The sequence below is a fragment of the Snuella lapsa genome (genome assembly GCF_039539345.1).
Lineage (GTDB): Bacteria > Bacteroidota > Bacteroidia > Flavobacteriales > Flavobacteriaceae > Snuella > Snuella lapsa.
On record NZ_BAABCY010000036.1, the window covers coordinates 123,953 to 143,798 of the forward strand.

The window sequence follows — 19,846 nt, forward strand, 5'->3', positions numbered from 1 at the left end:
AATTAATGGATAAAGCCATTAACCAAAAAAAATGAAGCAATGCGAAAACTAATCATATACACACTGTTTATAGTCATAACTACCAGTAGTTATGGACAGGAATTAAACTTGCCTGTATTTACCCAATATTTAGCCGATAACAATTTTGTGGTTTCTCCTACCTATGCTGGTATTGGAGATAATCTAAAAATAAGGGCTAATGGTTTAACCCAGTGGGTAGGCATAAAAGGTGCTCCCGACAACCAATCGATATATGGTGATTTTAGAATTGCCGATCGCTCAGGTGTTGGTATTTCTGCATATAATGATAGAAATGGTAATACCATACAAACAGGTGCCAAATTCTCGTTTGCACACCACCTTATTTTAGATTATTACTCCAAGCAGTACCTATCTTTTGGTATTTCTTATAATATCAATAATTTTAGAATTGATATTAATAATTTTAATACCACATACGAAAACCCTATTATAGATCCATTCGTTACAGACGATAGGCGTACTTCCAACAATAACTTTGATGTAGGTTTCCTGTATAGAAACCATGGTTTCTTTTTAAGTTTTAATGCTAATAATATTTTAAAGAAAAACTTTGATGAAGATATTAGGAAATTAGAACCCAACTTACTGTTAAACTACCAAATATACACAGGTTATACCTTTAGGGGACCTAAAAAAAGTGGTTTAGAGTTTGAACCATCCATGTATTACCAGATGTTTAACAGTGACAAGCGTTCCAGTACCGATTTAAACTTTAAGGTGCGAAAGTACGATAGGAATGAAGATTATTTTTGGGGCGGCATATCCTATCGTTTCCTTAACGATCAGTTCTTAAAACCTTTAAATATAGGCCCTATGGTAGGCTTTAAAAAATCTATCTTCTATTTTGGATATGCCTACCAAATAACAACTAATGCACTATCGTCATTTAATTCAGGTACGCACGTTATTACCATAGGACTTGACTTTTTACAAGGTATTAGTAATTGTCCTTGTACGCAAAGCCCGGTTCATTAAACCTTTTATTCTTTTCTAAAAGAAATAATAAGTATTTTTGCCTTTTTTAAAAGGAATAGATTTGGGACTTATAAAAGTTGAAAACATACGTGTTTTTGCCTATCATGGCTGTCTAAAAGAAGAAACAAAGATTGGTAGCGATTATCGTGTAGACCTTCAGGTTAAAGCCAATTTGCAACCCTCAGCAAAAACAGATACATTAAGTGATACAGTAGATTATGTTTTGTTAAACCGTATTATAAAAGAAGAAATGGCGATACCTTCCCATTTGCTCGAAACGGTTTGCAAACGTATTTTAAAGCGTATTTTTATTGAAGACTCATTGGTTGAAAAAGCAACGGTTTGGGTTAGTAAATTGAATCCACCAATAGGAGGGGATGTTGAAAAAGTAACCATTAAAATAACTAAAAAACGTAAAAAGTAATTTTAAGTATTGTAAACTCTTATTTTTTTTTACATTTGCAGCATAGTTAATGGCGTCATGGCCGAGTGGCTAGGCAAAGGTCTGCAAAACCTTCTACAGCGGTTCGAATCCGCTTGACGCCTCTTAAAAGCTTTCAGTTTCTTTCTGGAAGCTTTTCTTTTATAGGGTTTATTTGTTCCAGCTTTTCTTTAATAAGTTTCTTTTCTTCTGGGAAAAAGCCCTGAACTAAAAGTAACATTCCAAAACCTAAAATAACCAAAGCAATTATTTTCTTGGTTTTAAAAATAAGTCGAGGTGTTAATTTATTTCTTAATTTTTTAGCAATCAATATCTTAATTATATCCACTAAAAAGTAAACCAATAAAATAGTAGTTAAAAAGGTAATTACCCCTTCCGTAGAGCTTGTTAGGGTATTTGCTATTACAATAAAAGCAACCCAGCCTAACAGAACACCTATATTAATAAAATTAAGCAAGAAACCCTTTAAAAACAGTTTTCCGTACTTTTTTTGGATATCGATTTTATGATACTCCTTAACTATTTCCCTAAAAGACTTAGATGTTTTTATAAAAGACGTAAACCCGTAAACAACCAATAAAACACCTCCAAAAATCAAAAAATTAGGATCCCCTTTTATTTTTTCAAGCAATTTATTGGTACTAAGGAACGCTACTAAAATAAAGAGTATATCGGCAAACATAACACCGCAATCGAATATCAGGGCACTCCTAAAACCTTTTGTCGCACTGGTTTCTAAAAGTACAAAAAAGACTGGGCCAATTGTAAAGGCCAATATAATACCAAATGGAATAGCCGCTAAAACATCGTCAAACATGCGTTAAAACATCTTTACACAAAGAAAAGAAATATTTTAAACTTATCTTACGACATTGTTTTTTCAATTTTTATTTTAGTTCAAACCCCATTTCCAAAATAGTGTTTGAGCTTCCTCCAACAAATACCATGAATTCGCCCGGTTCTACAACAAATGCACCTTCATTATTATAAAACCCCAATTCTTCTTCTGTTAAAGTAAATATTATAGTCTTTAACTCATTAGGTTCTAATGCAACCAATTCAAAACCTTTTAACTCTTTAATTGGTCTTGTAACGCTAGCAATCATATCTCTAATATACAATTGCACGACTTCTTTTCCTTTTACAGTTCCTGTATTTTTCAAATCAACAGCAACCTTAACTGTACCGTTTGAAATCGTATCTATTTTTAAATTACTATAAGAAAACGATGTATAGCTTAAACCATGACCGAATGGATACAAAGGTGTATTACTTTCATCTATATAATGTGACCAAAACACTTGGTTAGGAGCTGGTATTACTGGTCTTCCTGTATTCTTGTAATTATAGTATATTGGTACTTGTCCTACACTTCTTGGGAATGTCATGGGTAACTTACCACTCGGGTTATAATCACCATATAAAACCTGTGCGATGGCATGACCGCTTTGTGTTCCCAATTGCCATGCTTCAACAATGGCCGGTATATGCCTATCTTCCCAGTCAATGGCCAAAGGTCTTCCATTGTTTAATACCAAAACAATATTTTTATTTACTTGGTAAACTGCTTCTAAAAGTTCTTGTTGTACGCCGGGTAATCCCAATAAAGCCCTGCTTCTTCCTTCTCCACTTTGGAACCCGTGTTCCCCAAGTACCATAACAACAACATTGGCATCTTTAGCTACAGCTATTGCTTTATTAAATTCGCTTTTATCAGTTGTGTTAATATTTACTTCAAAAGGAAATCCTGTTTCACCAAGGGCAACATCAGCTCCTTTTGCATAAGTTAAGGTGTTACCGCTGTAGCGTTCCATACCTTCAAGAACAGAAATAGCGGTATCATCATCTGCGGCCAATCTCCAACTTCCGAGAGGGCTTGTTTTATCATTGGCCAGCGCTCCTATTATAGCAATTTTCTGCCCTTCTTTTTTAAGGGGTAGCAAGTTATTCTCATTTTTAAGGAGTACAATAGATTTTTTTGCCATATCTAAAACAGCATCGTGAATTTCCTTGCTTCCTATTGTTTCTTTCTCTCTTGCTTCGTCACAATATTTATAAGGATCATCGAATAATCCCAATTCAAACTTAACCCTTAAAATACGCATAACTGCATCGTCTATTAGTTCTTCAGAAACCTTTCCTTGTCTAACTAATTCTGCCAGTTCGTTCACATAGGCATAAGATTCCATATCCATGTCCGATCCAGCATTAACTGATAATTCTGCAGCATGTTTTCTATTCTTTGCATAGCCGTGAGCCATCATTTCGTTTATTGAGCCCCAGTCGGAAACTACAAAACCATCATATGCCCACTTGCCTTTCAAAATATCGCGTTGTAGAAATGTATTACCCGTTGCGGGTACGCCATTTAATTCATTAAACGAATTCATAAATGTTTTTACACCTGCATTAGCAGCTGCTTTAAATGGAGGAAAAATAATGTTGTTTAATGTTGATGTCCCTACATCTACTGTATTATAATCTTTTCCTGATTCAGCAAAGCCATAGCCTGCCCAATGTTTGGCACAAGCTGCAATGGTTAACGGCGAGGACAAATCATCACCCTGAAATCCCTTAACTCTTGCAACACCAACTTTCGCACCTAAAAAAGGATCTTCGCCTGCACCTTCCATAACACGTCCCCAACGTGCATCTCTTGAGATATCTACCATAGGCGCAAATGTCCAATTAATACCTGCTGCAGCCGCTTCTTTGGCTGCTACTTGAGCCGATCTTTGTATTGCTTCCAGATCCCAACTAGCGGCTTCTGCCAACGGAATAGGGCTTATGGTTTTATAACCATGAATCACGTCGAAACCAATAATTAATGGGATGCCTAAACGGGTTTCTTCTACGGCAATCTTTTGGACTGCTCTAACATCCTCAACTCCCTTAACATTTAGCATGGATCCTACATATCCTTTCTTTAAATGCTCATATTTTTTCGCTGCGTCTCCAGAAGATGGGGTAGGACCAGTAACATCCCAAAAACCATTATATTGATTCATCTGGCCTATTTTTTCTTCCAAAGTCATTTTATCAAGTAAACTTTCTACTTTGTTATCTATTGACTCCGAAAGTCCTTTATCCATATTTCCCGAGTTATTTGCTTCTTGGTTATTGTTACAAGAAACTCCTATTAAAAAGAAAAAAAGGACTATGTGTAATTTTTTTAAATCGTGTCTCATTGGTAAATTTTTATATAATCTATTTCCATGGTTGATTCGGTAAAATTTTCATCGATTGTAAACCAATTACCTCCCATTGCAATGTTTAGAATTAAAAATTGTGGTTTGGTATATGGCCAATTATTACTGTCTTTAACATCTGGTTTATAAGTATATAAAATGGTTCCATCTAATGAAAAATGCAATGCATCTTCGGTCCATTCTAAGCCATAAACATGAAATTCATTTGAAAAGTCATTCACGGTTGTTTCACCTACTTTAGTTCCGGCACAACCTCCTGAACAAGCTGGGGTATGGGTTGCACTGGACACAATTTTAGGGTTATGTCCCCAATGCTCCATAATATCAATCTCTCCACAAGCAGGCCACCCAACAGTATCTATGTTGGCGCCCAACATCCATATGGCCGGCCAAGTCCCTGATCCACTTGGTAATTTAGCTTTTACTTCAACTTTTCCATAAGTGAACTCGTATTTGTCTTTTGTTAACAATCGAGCTGATGTATAATCAAATCCTTGATAAGCCACCTTTTTAGCGGTTATCTTCAAAATACCATCTTCAACTTTTACATTTTCAGGTCTGTTTGTATAATATTGTTTTTCTCCATTGCCCCAACCACATAAATCCGGACAACCATTTCCTAAATCGTATCCCCATTTTGAATCATCTGGCTCACCGTCTATATCGAATTCATCTGACCAAACTAATTGAAGTGGTTTTTCTCCAACATAAACAGTAATAGTTTTAAACAAACTAATGGTATGTCCTGTACTTGAGTAAGCAAAAACTGTTACCAAATAATTGTTAGTTCCTTCTCTGGAAAATGTATGATCCAACACGCCATTCGTATTTTTTACTTCCGCTTCATTTTCTATTTTAAAACCATATGTAACTGCATTCACTGCAGTGGCTTTACAAGTTATAGTTCCTGAACCGTCACCATTAGGGTTTTCACTGTCCAATCCTAAAACACCTATAGTTAAAGACAAATTACTGGGAATAATCGCTTCCTCTGTTTCTGGAGAAATCATCGAATCACTGTTCCCTGAGCAGGAAACAAAAAACAATAGGATGACATGTAAAACTTTATTAAGCATACGTATTTGTTTTTTAATTAAAATTTAGAGGCTACCTACTAGAAGTAATGAATGACAATACTTCTAGTAGGGATAAAGTCAGCTATTAATCGTTTGGGTTATCTGTTTGGTATTTACAATACCAAGCCAATGCAGGGTTAGAAGCATCTAACATTCTTACAAACAATGTGTTTTCTGTTATTTCAATAATTTCTATTGAACTAATGCCCACATACCAACACATAAAACCGCCATCGGAGAAATTAATGGTCGTACCTCTATATTCTCCGTCAACTGTTGCGTTGGAATTTGATGGAGAGAAACTAACATTCTTTACACCGTCTAAAGTAGGAGCTACATCGGTACCGTGACAGGTATCGCCTGCCACACCTATTGATGCTGCATAGTCTCCAGGGGTATAAGCTATATCTGTTAGTTGTTCGAATGTTACTTTACCATCGGCAGACTGGGTAAAAACAAATTCTGCATCGTACATGCATAATTTATCGGAATGCCAAGCGTTGGATGTAAACCATTGTGACCATGTATGTTCTCCACCGGGCTGTACATCATTAGGTCCCAAGCCTATATTTCCAGGCTTATCGGCTGCCCAATACCAGATTTTACTGTTACCAGATCCACCCGTTAGGAAATCCTTGGCTTCCTGATCTTCAAAAGAACTAAATACATCGATATTCATTGAACTTGTTGTTGTTATGCCACCAATACCAGAGGCCATGACTGTAACCGAATAGGTATTTAGCCCTGTTAAACTGAATTGGTGGGTTACATTTCCTGAAGGTGCAACTACTACATCTGTACCATCACCAAAATCATATCTGAATGTTATTACATTGTCGGCTGTTGATGTAAACTTTACTAACCCTGTACCATCTCCATTGGGGTTATTGGCATCAGCTCCAACAATTTCATACGACATTGTAATATTACCTGGCGCTATAATATCTCCTATTTCGCCATCATCATCTTGACAAGCAGTCAGCAAGAACAAGCTTAAAAAAGGCATTAAAATATATTTTATGTTTTTCATGATTTATATGTTTTAATTATGAAAGTAAATGTTATCAACATAAACTGTTGCACTGCCTCCAGAAGTATCCCAAATTAATTGGGTAATATTTGAAAAATCTAAGTTATAATCAGATAATGGAATGGTAACACTAACCCATGTGCCTATAAGGATTTCAGATAGGAAAACAATGTCTTCTTGTACTGGATCCAATGCCGTATTCACTATTTTAAATCCAAGAGTAGTAGCATCTGGTGTGTAGTAATCGAAATGTAAATATTTAACTCCAGTTAAGTCGGTTGGGTTACCATAATCTGTTACAATACCAGAATAGTTTAAAGCTTGGTATAACCAAATATTATCACCATCTACACTAAAGTCTGTTAGGGTAGTTGTTTGTCCCCAGTTTGGATTTACTTCATTAAGTGTAACACCTGTATAGGCATCACTATAAATTGAAATAACATCATTTTGAGCTATTGTTGGAACTGGTGCTATAACCTCTGGCTGTACAGAGTTCTCAGAATAAAAGTACAGGTTGTCTATATATACTTTAGCACTGCCTCCTTCGGTATCAAAAAGTAGCTGGGTAACTTGGGATGCATCTATATTGAACTTACTCATTGGTATGGTAACGCTTACCCAAGTACCCCTAATTATTTTATCTATAAATACTATATCTTCTTGGCTCACTACTGTATTAACTATTTTCAAACCTAGTTTCTCAGCATCTGGTGTAAAATAATCGAAGTGAACGTAGTCCATAGCAGATAGGTTTGTTGGGTTACCATAATCAGTTACAATTCCTGTGTAATTTAATGCCTCGTATAGCCAAATGTTATTACCATTTAAATTTACGGTAGTTAAAGTTGTTGTTTGTCCCCAATTTGGGTTCAATTCGCTTAAACCAACATTGGTATAGCTATCGCTAAAAATTGATACTACGTTAGCTTCATTCTGCGTAGGGGAAGGCGCATTATATTCTGGTACCTTTGCAACTGTAGATGGTTTATAGAAATAGATATTATCAATAAACACTGTACCGGCTGCCCAAGGGTCTCCTACAAACTTCATCTGGAAAATTTCTGTAACTGTTAATCCTTGGTCTGTATAATCTGTTATTGGAATATCTATGCTTGTCCATTCACCAGCCGTTAAATCGCTCCACACAGGCTTTTCCGTAACATCGCCAGAGGCATTATTAATTAATGATGTTTCTATCTTCAATCCTTCATCGGCTGTCCAAACATCTAAATGCAAATATTTCATTCCAGAAACATCTATGGTAGTTCCGTCAGCTAAGGCTATGCCTTGATAGCTTAAGTTAATGTATTGTAACATCGTATCGCCATTTAAATCAAACTCTGCCCAAGAGCTACCTTGTCCGCCCTGTCCCCAATCTGGAAAGAAATTAGTATCGGGTACGTTGGTATATTTGTCGCTATATAGTGAAATAACGTCTGTTTCTTCTCTATTTGGAGGTGATGGCGCAGAGGCTATAGGTTGCAAAATTTCTGTAACTTCAAATTCCTCTGTATACTCTGTAGTTGCAATAGCAGCACCCATAACCACTACTCTAATAGTATAGATGCCTGGTTCTTGGTAAATATATGAAATAGGCTCTCCTATATTGGCACTAACAGGATCATCTATTCCTGGTTCTCCAAAATAAACATCGTAAGACACAGCAAAATCTGCATTAGCCGTGACATTAACCTGCTTAGAAACAGCAACATCGTTTGATATGGAAACGTCAACATTCTCTGGGGCTTTAAAGGAGACTTCGAGGTTTTGATTAACTTCTGTTTTTAACCCAGTAATACCTACAGCTTCTATAGTTACTACATACGATCCTTCTTTATAGGTATGGGTTACGCCTTCTCCTTGTATTACATTTACGGGTTCTATTGTATCATCACCTAATGTAATATTGTAGTTTGATGCTCCTACGGCATTGGGTGTAATAGTTACAACTCCTGTATTGTCTTGAGTTACTTTAAAGAGTGCAGACACTTCCGAAGGTGCTACTACTTCATCCAAAAAACTCAAATCGTTATCATCAGTACAGCCGAAAATTAACAATAAAGCCATGCTGAAGGTATATAAATATTTTAATGCTTTCATCTGTTTAATTTTTTGTTTTTTTAGTATCCTGGGTTTTGTGCCCATCGCCCTCCAGATAAATTAATTTCTTCAATTGGAATGGGAAACAGCTCATGCTTGCCTGCCACGAATCCATCAATTTCTTGTGCTGCTCTTCCAGTTCTCACCAAATCAAAAAATCGATGTCCTTCACCTACTAATTCAACACGGCGTTCTTTATAAATATCATTGGTTAAGTTTGTTCCTGTCGTATTAACATCTGATAATAAGGCCCTGTTACGAACTTGATTAAGGTAATCTTGTGCTCTGGTATCGCTTATACCTCCTCTGTTTAAAGCTTCAGCGGCCATTAACAATACATCTGCAAATCGAATAGATCTGTAATTGTCTGGATTCGTTAATGCTGCATCACCTATATCCAAATCGCCTTTTCGGGCAATATATTTTCTGTTAAAATATCCTGTTTGTTCGTATCCTGCTGTTTCATCGTAAGACGATCCTGGATTGTCTATAATGTATTGTTCTATGTCTAAAATAGAAGTTTCGTAACGCAAGTCTCCTGGCTCGAAAGCATCGACCACTTCTTGTGTAGGCACATTAAAACTATATCCTGCATCGAACTTTCCTGTAGCATCAACAAAACCTCTTGGTCCATTAAAATAAGTTGTATAATTCCCTTCTAAGCACTGAAAACAATCAAAACTTCCGCCATCAACGTCGGAGTATTGTATTTCGAAAACAGATTCTATATTGTTCTCCCAATCCCGTTCGAACATGTTAGGGTACTCTTCGGAAGTTAACAAACGATGTGGTCCGTTATTTATTAAATCTTCCAATACGGTTGCCGCTTCATCAAATTTATCTTGGTATAGATAGGCCTTACCTAAAAGGGCTTGAGCAGCACCTTTAGTAACTCTTCCCGTTTCGTTTTGTACATACGGTAAATTAGCTGCTGCAAAAATTAAATCATCTTCAATTAATGCGTAAACGTCTGCTTTTGGAGTTCTGTCTATGGTAAATTGATCTCCAAAACGGATACGCTTATCTATTAACATTGGCACATCACCCCACCATTTAACTAATATAAAATTGTAATAGGCTCTTAAAAACCGCGTTTGGGCTATAACACTGGTTTTATTTGGGAAATCAATTTTATCTTGAAATTCCATAATATAGTTACAGCGGTTAACCGCTTCATACATCCACTGCCACATGGTTCTTAATCCGCCATCACTTTGTCCAACAGGTGAGTGGATCATGTCGTCTATTTGTTGGATGTACGGTGAATCTGTTGCACTCTCTCCACCACATAGTGTATTATCTGAAGCTATTTCAGCATATTGGTAAAATTTTGATGTGGTCTGTAGATAGTCGTATGCTGCTACCAGTGCCAATTGATAATCATTTTCTGAGTTGAAATAATCCTCTGAGTTCTCATCTTCTGAAGCAACTTCAACAAATGAATCACTACATGAAAACACCAGCAAAGAAGCTAATAATACATATATATGTTTTAGATTTTTCATATCTCTTTTTTTAAAATTTTACATTAATACCTAACAAAAATGTACGAGCACTAGGATAAATCCCTTGATCTATCCCGCCTCCTAAGGGAGCACCAGTTCCAGCCGTGGGATCATAGCCATTGTATTCTGTAAGTGTAAACAAGTTGCTTGCCGACACATAAATTCTAAATTTGTCAAACGAAGATTCTTCGGAACTGTTGTTAGAAAAAGTATATCCCAATTGTATGTTTTGTAAGCGTACAAAAGAACCATCCTCTACATAATAATCTGAAAACAATGTATTTGGACTTGTACCAATAGTTTGTCTTGGAGCAGCATTGGTAGAACCTGTTCCTGTCCAACGGTCTAAATACCAAATGGGTTTATTTACCAACTGCTGATTTCGCTCATAATTACGAACTATTTCGTTGCCAAGAGAGGCAAAAGCATACGCTGAAAAATCAAACTTTTTATAGTCGAAAGATATGTTAAGTCCCATGGTTGCATCTGGAATTGGGTTTCCAAGGTCAACACGATCCTCTAAATCGATAACCCCATCATTATTTTGATCCACAAACTTAAAATCGCCCGGTTGTGTTGCAATATTGGTTACGGCCGCATTATCAACTTCTTCTTGTGTTTGAAAAACACCGTCTGTTTTATAACCAACAAAGTAACCTAAAGGGAAACCAGCTTCCATTCTAGCAATAACTGGTTGTGAAATTCCAAAATTACCAGCTTCAAGAAACTCTCCTTCACCACTTACTGAAATTACTTCATTCTTTATTCCAGTAACGTTATAGTTAATACTGAATTTAAAATCTTCGCCAATAGTGTCTGAATAACCAATAGCAAATTCGACACCTGTATTTTCAACAATTCCTGCATTTACAAATGGGGCTGCTCCAGTTCCCAACAATCCTGAAACTTCAGGAGACACCAATAAATCTTCTGTTCTTCTTGTAAAATAATCTGCAGTAATATCTACTTTATTATTAAATATGCGCATATCAACGCCAACATCTAAGGTCTTTTGTTTTTCCCATTTAATTTCTGGGTTCGCTATACCTCCTGAAGCTTTACCGAAAATTTCATGTTCAGCATCATTTCCTCCAAAAAAGTAAGTGCCTTCTCCATTTAAAAGGGATACAAACCTGTAGTCACCAATTCTATCATTTCCCAAAATCCCATAAGAAGCTCTTAACTTTAAAAAATCAAAAAACTTGCTATTGCTCATAAAATCTTCATCTGATACTACCCATCCCAAGGAACCTGACGGGAAATAACCAAATTTATTGCCTGGTCCAAACTTAGTGGAACCGTCTCTGCGAATTACTGCAGACAATAAATACTTTCCTTTATAATCGTATTGTACTCTTGCAAAATAGGATAACAACCTACTATCAAATGTTGGATTGCTTCCCCGTTCTTTATAGATGTCTTCTTGATCGGAAGCTAAGTCTACCTTTGCATTAGCAGGGTCGTTATTAATAATATTCTTTCCTGTTCTTCCAGAGAATACTCCAGTTGTTTTAAAAACAGAGGTTCCTAAAAGAACGTTTAATTTATGGTTATCATTAAAGGTATTTTCATATTTAATAAACCCATCAAAGGTATAATCCCTAAAAATATCGAAGCCTTCAAAAACTTCACTTGTAAGCGTATTAAACACTTTTCCAACACCGTAAAAATCGATAGGGTCGAAGGAGTAGGCATCAACTTCAGAATAATTAAATTGAATATTTGCTTCTGCTGTAAAGTGATCTAGAAAGTTATAGGACAAACCGGCAAACCCATTAAGTTTCATAACTCTATTTCGGTTATAGGTATTAGTCATTTGGGCTAAAGGATTTACCACTTCACCACCTAATCCATCAGCTAATGAAAACGCTCCATTTTCATCCCTAACGGGAATATTTGGTGCCATGTTTACGGCATTGAATAAAACAGAACCCAAAGTGCTTTCTGGCAAGTTGTTCTTTTTAGTTCTTGTTAAAGTAAGACCAGACTTAAACTTAAAATTTTCTAAAAAGTCTAAATTATAGGTCAACGTATTGGTAAAACGCGTAAAATTTGATTTTGTTCCACCAACAATTCCATCTTGTTTTAAAAACGAAGAGCTATAAGAATATGATGATTTTTTACCACCAGCTCTAAATGCGATGTTATGATTAAAAATTGGTGCATTTTGGAAAACTTCATCCTGCCAATCTGTTCCAACTCCTAAAGCTGACAAATCTGAAAAAGGAGGTGTACTGCCCGCAGCAGCATAACCTTCATTAACGATTACAGCATATTCAGTCGCGTTTAAAACTGGAAGTTTTCGAGTCGTTTGTTGGAATCCAGCATAAGCATTATATTCAACGGTTAATGGCATTTCCTTACGACCGCTTTTAGTCGTAATTAAAATAACACCGTTTGCTGCACGAACACCGTAAATACCTGCTGTGGCATCTTTAAGTATATTCATACTCTCTATGTCATTAGGATTAATAACACTTAAATCTTCAACAACATTGCCATCAACAAGTATTAATGGACGGCTATCTCCATTTGTCGAAACACCACGTATACTTATAGTTGATGCACCTCCCGGTGACCCTGAATTGGTAGTTATGTTAACACCTGCTACTTGTCCTTGTAAGGCTTGCTCGATTCGGGTAGGTTTAAGTTTTTCTATCGTCTCTGCACCAACTACCGATACGGCTCCGGTAATTTCCTTTTTGGTTTGGGTTCCATAACCAATAACAACAACCTCATCTAATTTTGCAAGATCTTCTTGAAGTGTAATGGTTAATTTTGAGCTATTGGTTACAATCTCTTCATATGTTATATAACCTACATAGCTAAATATTAAAGTAGAACCAACCTGAATGTCCGATAGAGTAAAGTTTCCGTCAAAGTCACTAACTGTACCTTTGTTGGTATCTTTAAGAAGGATATTGACTCCAGGAATTGCTATTCCGCTTTCATCTATAACCATACCATTTATATCTATATTCTGCGCGCTGGCATAGCTTATAAATAATAGGGTTAAAATTTTAAAGAGCGTATGTCTCATAAGTTTAGATTTTTAGTTTATGTAAACCTAAATATTTTTGTTGTTGTATTTTAATTTTGTACCTCAACAAAAAATATACACTCTAATAAAATAATTGTTTTTATAATAAAATGCTAATAAATAAGCAGTATTATTGGGTATTTATTATTTTTTAAATAAATAAATGGAGAAACCAAAAAACACCAATGTTGTGGTGTTGTATAGGTAAAAATGGCTTTTGTAGTGTGTTTATATTTCCAAAATATAATCTGTTAAGCTCGATTCATGGGGTAAATCCATCTTTTTTCGTAATCTATAGCGTTTTACTTCCACACTTCTTGCCGATATATTGAGTAGTGGAGCTATTTCTTTTGAAGATAAATTTAGCCTAAGGTAAGCACAAAGTCTAAGGTCATTTGAAGTAAGGTTAGGGTGTAGTGTTTTAACCTTTTTTAAAAAATCTTTATCAGCATTGTTGAAAGCTTCTTCAAAAACATTCCAATCATCTGTATTGTTAAGATTTCTATCAATAATTTTTATAACGTGCTTTAAGTTCTTATTGTTTTTTGTAACATCACCCAACTCTTTTTTAATACTATTGAGAAATTCGTTCTTTTTAATCAAACTCATAGTTGATATGGCCAACTCCCTATTTTTATTCTCAATATCCTGCTTTAAATTTTCATTATTTAAACGCATGAGCTGTTCTTTATTTTCAAGTTCTTTTAATTCAAGTTCCCTTCTATTCTTTTGTAGTAGTTTTTCTCTTTGTTTTCTATAATACCGTTTGTATATGTTATGCATTAGCAAGGAAAATAATATAAAGAATGTGATATAAAAAGCAATCATTGTTTTAGTAAGATACCAAGGTGCTTCAATACTAAAACTATAAAACTCTGTATTTGTTGAAATTTCATTTCCTAATCGGGCTCTTACATAAAAGGTATAATCGCCATATGGTAGATTTTCAAATAGTTCTGAAGATTTAGCTGACCATTGACTCCATTCATTATATATTCCGTCTAGTTTATACTGATACTCGGTTATTAGATACTTACTGTATTCCGGCACACTAAAACTGAATTCAATATTGTTTTCTTTATTTTTAAACTGTCCATTTTTGGTTTTATCAATAAAGTTATACCTATACGTGTTTTTATAAGTGCTATTAGAAATTTGATTGATATTTACCTCGAAAGGTTTATTGTACAGTTTATTTAAATCAATTATTACATAACCCAATGAAGTGCCATATAGGTATTTATTATCTCCTATATGTGTAATGTTTTCATATCCTGACACATCATTTCTTACATAACTTGGAAATGATATTCTTTTTATTTTAGGTACATTACTTAATTTTCTGGGAGACAGATAACTTAATCCATACAACGAAAAACTCCATAATCGGTTATTATCAACATCGTTTACCAACTTTCCCGAAGTATATTCTTCTTCTTTAAATAAGGTGCTTAAAATGGAATCCTTTACAAAGGTTTGATTATCTGAATCAAATTTAAAAACACCTTTTTGGTGTGCATATAAAATATCGCCCTGGTACTTTGTTAAACTAGTTTTTAATCCTTTGTCTACTGAGCTTTCTTTAACAACATGAGTTGCTTTGGTTAGTGCCTCATTTAATTTAATTTTAAAAACACCTTTATATTCATGACTTACAAATACTTCTGTTTTATTAAGCATTTCAAAGTATCTACTAGACACATCAAAACCTTCTATCTTATTTCTTAATTGCCAAAATCCATTTTTATTCTCTAAAACATACAGTCCGCTATAATTTCCTTGCAGCAATAAATTTTCATCATTATCTATGGTTCTAATATTCCAGGTTCCTAAAACGTCTATAGCAAGTTTTGCTTTACCTTCATTAATAACAAACGTACCGGAGTTATGTCCACAAAACAAGGTGTCTTTTAATACCGTTAAACACCATACAGCTCCTTGGGTGCCTTCTATAAATTTAAATGTATTATTATCTATCCCTGTTTTTTTATAAAAAAGCCCTTGATTGGTTCCTATGTACAAATAACCATTGAATACAACCGAAGCATTCACAGCACCTATATCACCAACCTCGTCATTGTAAATACCAAATGGTGATTTTATATTTATACAGTCTATTCCATTTTCTAATCCCAACCATATATTATTTTCTATGTCTTCAAAAACTGATAATACTGTATTATTACTTAAACCACTGGTTTGATTAATTTGATAATTGATATCGCCTTTAGGTGTTAAATGTATAATACCATTAGAAATAGTTCCCAACAAGAAACTTTTATCTTTTAATTGTTTGCTATTATATATCCTATGCTTAGAAATCGTTTCGTTAGCAGGAATATTCCATTTGGTAAGCTCTTGGTTATTAAAAATATAAAAACCTTTATCTTCCGTTTGGAACAGAATATTTCCATTGTGATTAAAAATATTAACCAGTAAATTTTCTCTTAAAATAATATTATTTGATACGAGTTTAGATGCTCCATTTTTTATTTCATAAACGCCATCTTTTACTTTTTGAAAATAAATACTTTCATTTATTTTAAACATTTTATAAATGGTAGTATCCGAATTGATTGTAGAATAACTGTTATCTCTTTTGTTGTATATATAAATTCTTTTTAAAGACTGGAATAAAACCCAATCATCAAGCGTTATAATATTCCAAAATTCCTCATCTTCCAGAAAATTTATCTTTAGTTCTCTAGATAAGGAATGGTATGTTAATATTCCAAGTTCATTTCTATTCCAATACCCAAACTCTTTATAACTTCCGGTGTAGATTGTTTCTTCAAAAGCATTTACGGATCTAATAATGGTATGATTGGGTGAAGGGTACAATGTCCATTTAGCACCGTTATATTCCAATAACCCTTGATTATTTGCAACATAAATATATTTATTGGTAGTTTGTGAAATTGACCAGTTTTGATTTTCGGCACCATAATCGTTAGGTGTGTAACTATTAATTGGCGGATGCTCTTGTGCAATAGCAAGTAAACAAACAAAATACAACAAAAAAACAAGTATCCCCTTGATCAATTTCATAACTAAAACATAGTTTGTATAGTTACTAATTTAATAAAAATAAAGGATTAAAGTATTTGTGTATAGTATATGTATTGATAACAAAAAAGTCCAATGCTAGTAATACATTGGACTTTTTATCATGATATTATAAATATTTAATTCTCCATTCTTTTTACACGCCCACCCAAAACTTTGCTTTCACTAACAGTTTTTGGATTACCGTAAATGTATACATCGCCTCCTGCTCTTATTTTTATGTCTACCTCATCTGATGCATTAACATAAGCTTCGCCTGCAGCATTGATAGATACATTCGTTTTTTCTGTTTTAAATGTTTCCCCATTGAAAATACCACCTGTTAATAATGAAATTTTTTGTGACTTAGATTTGCCTGCTACTGTTATAATTCCACCTGTAACAGCTTTTGCTGTGGTGTAATCGGTATCTAGTTTTACTTCAATGTTAGCACCTTCTTGCGCCCTTAAATCTATTTCAAATTGTTTGATTGGATCGTTAACGTATATTTTAGCACCTTCGTTGGCATCAATAATATCTACACCACTATAGTACAAGGTAACCTTAGTTTTATTACCGTCAAAAATTTGTTTTAAGCTCATTTTTATTTTAAGCGTACCGTTTTTATTGTTAACTAAAACGTGCTCGCTATTTTCTCCTGAAATAAGTACTTTATCTTCTTTTGATTTAATCATTTTTACTTCGATTAAATCGTATACCTTAAGTTCGTTAAATTCACCTATTGTTTTTTCTATGGGTTGTTGAGCCAGCATAGCTGCTGACATCAATATTGTAAAAATTGTAAATACGCGTGTCATTTCTTTTTTGCTTTTTGTTTATTATAGTAACGGTAACTAACAATTATTATTCCTTTTTTACTCAATAATCAAAAATTTAAATGTTTAGAGACTTGTCTCGCTATCTAAATGCTTTTTATAAAAAATGCCTCTTGGCTTTTATCGTAGTTAAATTGGATACTTTTAAATATAAATGCATCTACACATTTAATCTACTAAAATAAAATCCAAATGCTTCTTTACCAGATCTGTATTTTTAACCTTTACGGTCACTTCGTCACCTAATTGATACATGTTTTTTGTATGCCTGCCTATTAAGGCATACAAACTCTGGTCGAATGCATAGTGATCGTCCTTAATATCCCGTATACTCACCATGCCTTCACATTTATTGGCAATAATCTCTACATAGATTCCCCAATCGGTGACTCCAGAAATAACTCCCAAAAAGTGTTCGTCCTTATGATCTTCCATAAAGCGTATTTGCATGTATTTTATGGAATCACGCTCGGCTTTGGTGGCCAGGTTTTCCATATCACTGGAATGTTGACATTTATCTTCATAGGCTTCCGTATTTGCCGATTTACCACTATCGAGATAATGCTGTAATAAGCGGTGTACCATAACATCGGGATAACGTCTAATAGGTGATGTAAAGTGCGTGTAGTAATCGAAAGCCAATCCGTAATGCCCAATATTATGCGTTGTATACTCTGCCTTGCTCATACTACGAATAGCCAAGGTATCTACTAAGTTTTGTTCTTTGGTACCAACAACATCCTTTAATAAGTTATTAAGCGATGATGAAATGGATTTTCTATCCTTAAAATTTAATTTGTAACCAAACTTAGAGACTATCCCTTGTAAACTAGCCAATTTACTATCATCTGGCTCGTCATGAACGCGGTAAACAAAGGTTTTCTTAGGGCTTTGTTTACCTATAAATTCTGCTACTTTTCTATTAGCCAGTAGCATAAATTCTTCTATCAATTTATTGGCATCTTTACTGGTTTTAAAAAACACGCCAACAGGATTATTTTCCTTATCCAGATTAAATTTAACCTCCACTTTATCGAAGGAAATTGCACCATCTTTCATGCGTTTATGCCGCATCACTTTTGCAAGTCCATCTAAGACTAATATGGCTTCGGCTATTTCAGTTTTGGTCTTATATGCTTGTTCTGTTAATGAAACTTCTTTTGGAACTTCAGTATTTATTTGATCTCTTGACTGTGATCGAGATGAGAATTCGTAATCTGTATTATTTTCAATAATAGCCTGCGCTTCTTCATAAGCAAAGCGCGCATCACTGTAGGTTACCGTTCTTCCAAACCATTGGTCTTTAACTTCTGCTTTCTCATTTATATGGAATACTGCAGAAAAAGTTAATTTTTCTTCGTTAGGTCGTAAAGAACAGGCATTATTGGATAAAACTTCTGGTAACATAGGTACGACTCGATCTACTAAGTATACCGAAGTGGCCCGTTCGTAAGCTTCATCATCCAAAACGGTTCCCTCTTTAACATAATGTGAAACGTCGGCAATATGTATTCCTACCTCATATAAGCCATTTTCAAGTACTTTAAACGATAAGGCATCATCGAAGTCTTTTGCGTCCTTAGGATCGATGGTAAAGGTCAAATCCTGTCGCATATCCCGTCGTTTCGCTATTTCATCTTTTGTAATGGACGTGTCCAGATTATCAGCAAAGGTTTCAACTTCGTATGGAAACTCGTAGGGTAGACCGTATTCTGCTAAAATAGCATGAATCTCTGTATGATGTTCTCCCGGCTTACCTAAAACCTTGATTACCTTTCCATAAGGTGAATCGGCGTTATCGGGCCAATCTTCCAGTTTTACCAATACTTTATCTCCATCTTCAGCTTTAAATGTTTTATTAATAGGAATAAAGATGTCTTTATACATTTTATTGTTGTCGGGAACGACAAAAGCATAATTGCTATGAACTTGAATAACCCCAACATATTCGCTTTTTGCACGTTTAATAACTTGGGTTATTTCACCTTCTATCCTACCACGCTTTCGGCGTTTATACACATAAAACTCAACTTCATCGCCATTTAAGGACTTGTTCATATTATTGGATGCTATAAAGACATCCTCATCAAAATCCTCACATATAACATAGCCAGAACCTTTCATTCCTATATCGACGATACCTGTATGATATTGGGTATTGACTATAGCTCTGAACTTGCCTCTTTCGACTTGTTCTATTTCCTGGTTGGTCGCTAACTGCGCTAATTTTTTAATAATCTGATTTCTGCTACTGGCATCATTAACACCTAATTTAGCAGCAATTTGTTTATAGTTAAAAGCTTGGTTTCTATCTTTTTTTAAAATACTCAAAATAGTATTTGAGAGGTTGGAAATCCCTTTTTTCGATTTCCTCTTTTTCTTTCTTGTCATTTAATTTTTGTAATCATTTTTATTTCCTAAGATACAGGAAATTATGTTATTAAATAGCGCTAAATAGGGAGAAGGGTTCGCTATTTATTTTTACAAAGCTACAATTTTAATATTAACTTATCTTTTCTATAAGTTAAATAATAGCTAATGCC

At 34.5% G+C, this 19,846-nt stretch carries 12 protein-coding genes and 1 tRNA gene; 3 read left to right on the forward strand and 10 right to left on the reverse strand.

Annotation, left to right across the window (positions count from 1 at the left end):
• The first annotated feature begins 39 nt into the window (after window positions 1–39).
• The 3 genes from ABD792_RS08185 to ABD792_RS08195 all read left to right on the forward strand — a co-directional run bounded on the left by ABD792_RS08185 (window position 40) and on the right by ABD792_RS08195 (window position 1,563).
• The gene (locus ABD792_RS08185) at window positions 40–1,017 is read left to right on the forward strand and encodes a PorP/SprF family type IX secretion system membrane protein (RefSeq protein WP_345005403.1); all 978 of its coding nucleotides are present in this window, start codon (window positions 40–42) and stop codon (window positions 1,015–1,017) included.
• Window positions 1,018–1,078: 61 nt separating this feature from the next.
• Entirely contained in the window at window positions 1,079–1,441 is a 363-nt protein-coding gene (folB, locus tag ABD792_RS08190; protein WP_345005404.1) for a dihydroneopterin aldolase, read from the forward strand.
• A 51-nt stretch (window positions 1,442–1,492) separates the two neighbouring features.
• Window positions 1,493–1,563 (forward strand) — tRNA-Cys (locus ABD792_RS08195).
• Between the two features lie 11 nt (window positions 1,564–1,574).
• On the opposite strand, the gene ABD792_RS08200 is transcribed toward ABD792_RS08195, so the two are convergent.
• The 10 genes from ABD792_RS08200 to ABD792_RS08245 all read right to left on the reverse strand — a co-directional run bounded on the left by ABD792_RS08200 (window position 1,575) and on the right by ABD792_RS08245 (window position 19,694).
• On the reverse strand, window positions 1,575–2,276 hold the full coding sequence (locus tag ABD792_RS08200; RefSeq protein WP_345005405.1) for a LysE family translocator: 702 nt from the start codon (window positions 2,274–2,276) through the stop codon (window positions 1,575–1,577).
• A gap of 70 nt (window positions 2,277–2,346) precedes the next feature.
• Window positions 2,347–4,647 (reverse strand): beta-glucosidase BglX, encoded by a 2,301-nt coding sequence (gene bglX / locus ABD792_RS08205; protein WP_345005406.1) that lies wholly within the window; start codon window positions 4,645–4,647, stop codon window positions 2,347–2,349.
• Window positions 4,644–5,744, reverse strand: a complete 1,101-nt coding sequence (locus ABD792_RS08210; RefSeq protein WP_345005407.1) for a glycoside hydrolase family 16 protein — start codon at window positions 5,742–5,744, stop codon at window positions 4,644–4,646. The genes bglX and ABD792_RS08210 overlap by 4 nt, the downstream gene beginning before the upstream one ends.
• 85 nt (window positions 5,745–5,829) lie before the next feature.
• Window positions 5,830–6,774, reverse strand: a complete 945-nt coding sequence (locus ABD792_RS08215; RefSeq protein WP_345005408.1) for a PKD domain-containing protein — start codon at window positions 6,772–6,774, stop codon at window positions 5,830–5,832.
• A gap of 12 nt (window positions 6,775–6,786) precedes the next feature.
• Window positions 6,787–8,877 carry a PKD domain-containing protein gene (locus ABD792_RS08220; RefSeq protein WP_345005410.1) on the reverse strand — a complete coding sequence of 697 codons (2,091 nt, stop codon included), beginning with the start codon at window positions 8,875–8,877 and terminating at the stop codon, window positions 6,787–6,789.
• A 20-nt stretch (window positions 8,878–8,897) separates the two neighbouring features.
• Window positions 8,898–10,382, reverse strand: a complete 1,485-nt coding sequence (locus tag ABD792_RS08225; protein ID WP_345005411.1) for a RagB/SusD family nutrient uptake outer membrane protein — start codon at window positions 10,380–10,382, stop codon at window positions 8,898–8,900.
• A 10-nt stretch (window positions 10,383–10,392) separates the two neighbouring features.
• Window positions 10,393–13,422 (reverse strand): SusC/RagA family TonB-linked outer membrane protein, encoded by a 3,030-nt coding sequence (locus ABD792_RS08230; protein WP_345005412.1) that lies wholly within the window; start codon window positions 13,420–13,422, stop codon window positions 10,393–10,395.
• 228 nt (window positions 13,423–13,650) lie between these two features.
• Complete coding sequence (locus tag ABD792_RS08235; RefSeq protein ID WP_345005414.1) at window positions 13,651–16,470, reverse strand: helix-turn-helix and ligand-binding sensor domain-containing protein; 2,820 nt, start codon at window positions 16,468–16,470, stop codon at window positions 13,651–13,653.
• Window positions 16,471–16,607: 137 nt separating this feature from the next.
• Window positions 16,608–17,285 carry a head GIN domain-containing protein gene (locus ABD792_RS08240; RefSeq protein WP_345005415.1) on the reverse strand — a complete coding sequence of 226 codons (678 nt, stop codon included), beginning with the start codon at window positions 17,283–17,285 and terminating at the stop codon, window positions 16,608–16,610.
• 186 nt (window positions 17,286–17,471) lie between these two features.
• Window positions 17,472–19,694, reverse strand: a complete 2,223-nt coding sequence (locus tag ABD792_RS08245; protein ID WP_345005416.1) for a ribonuclease R family protein — start codon at window positions 19,692–19,694, stop codon at window positions 17,472–17,474.
• Window positions 19,695–19,846 lie beyond the last annotated feature (152 nt).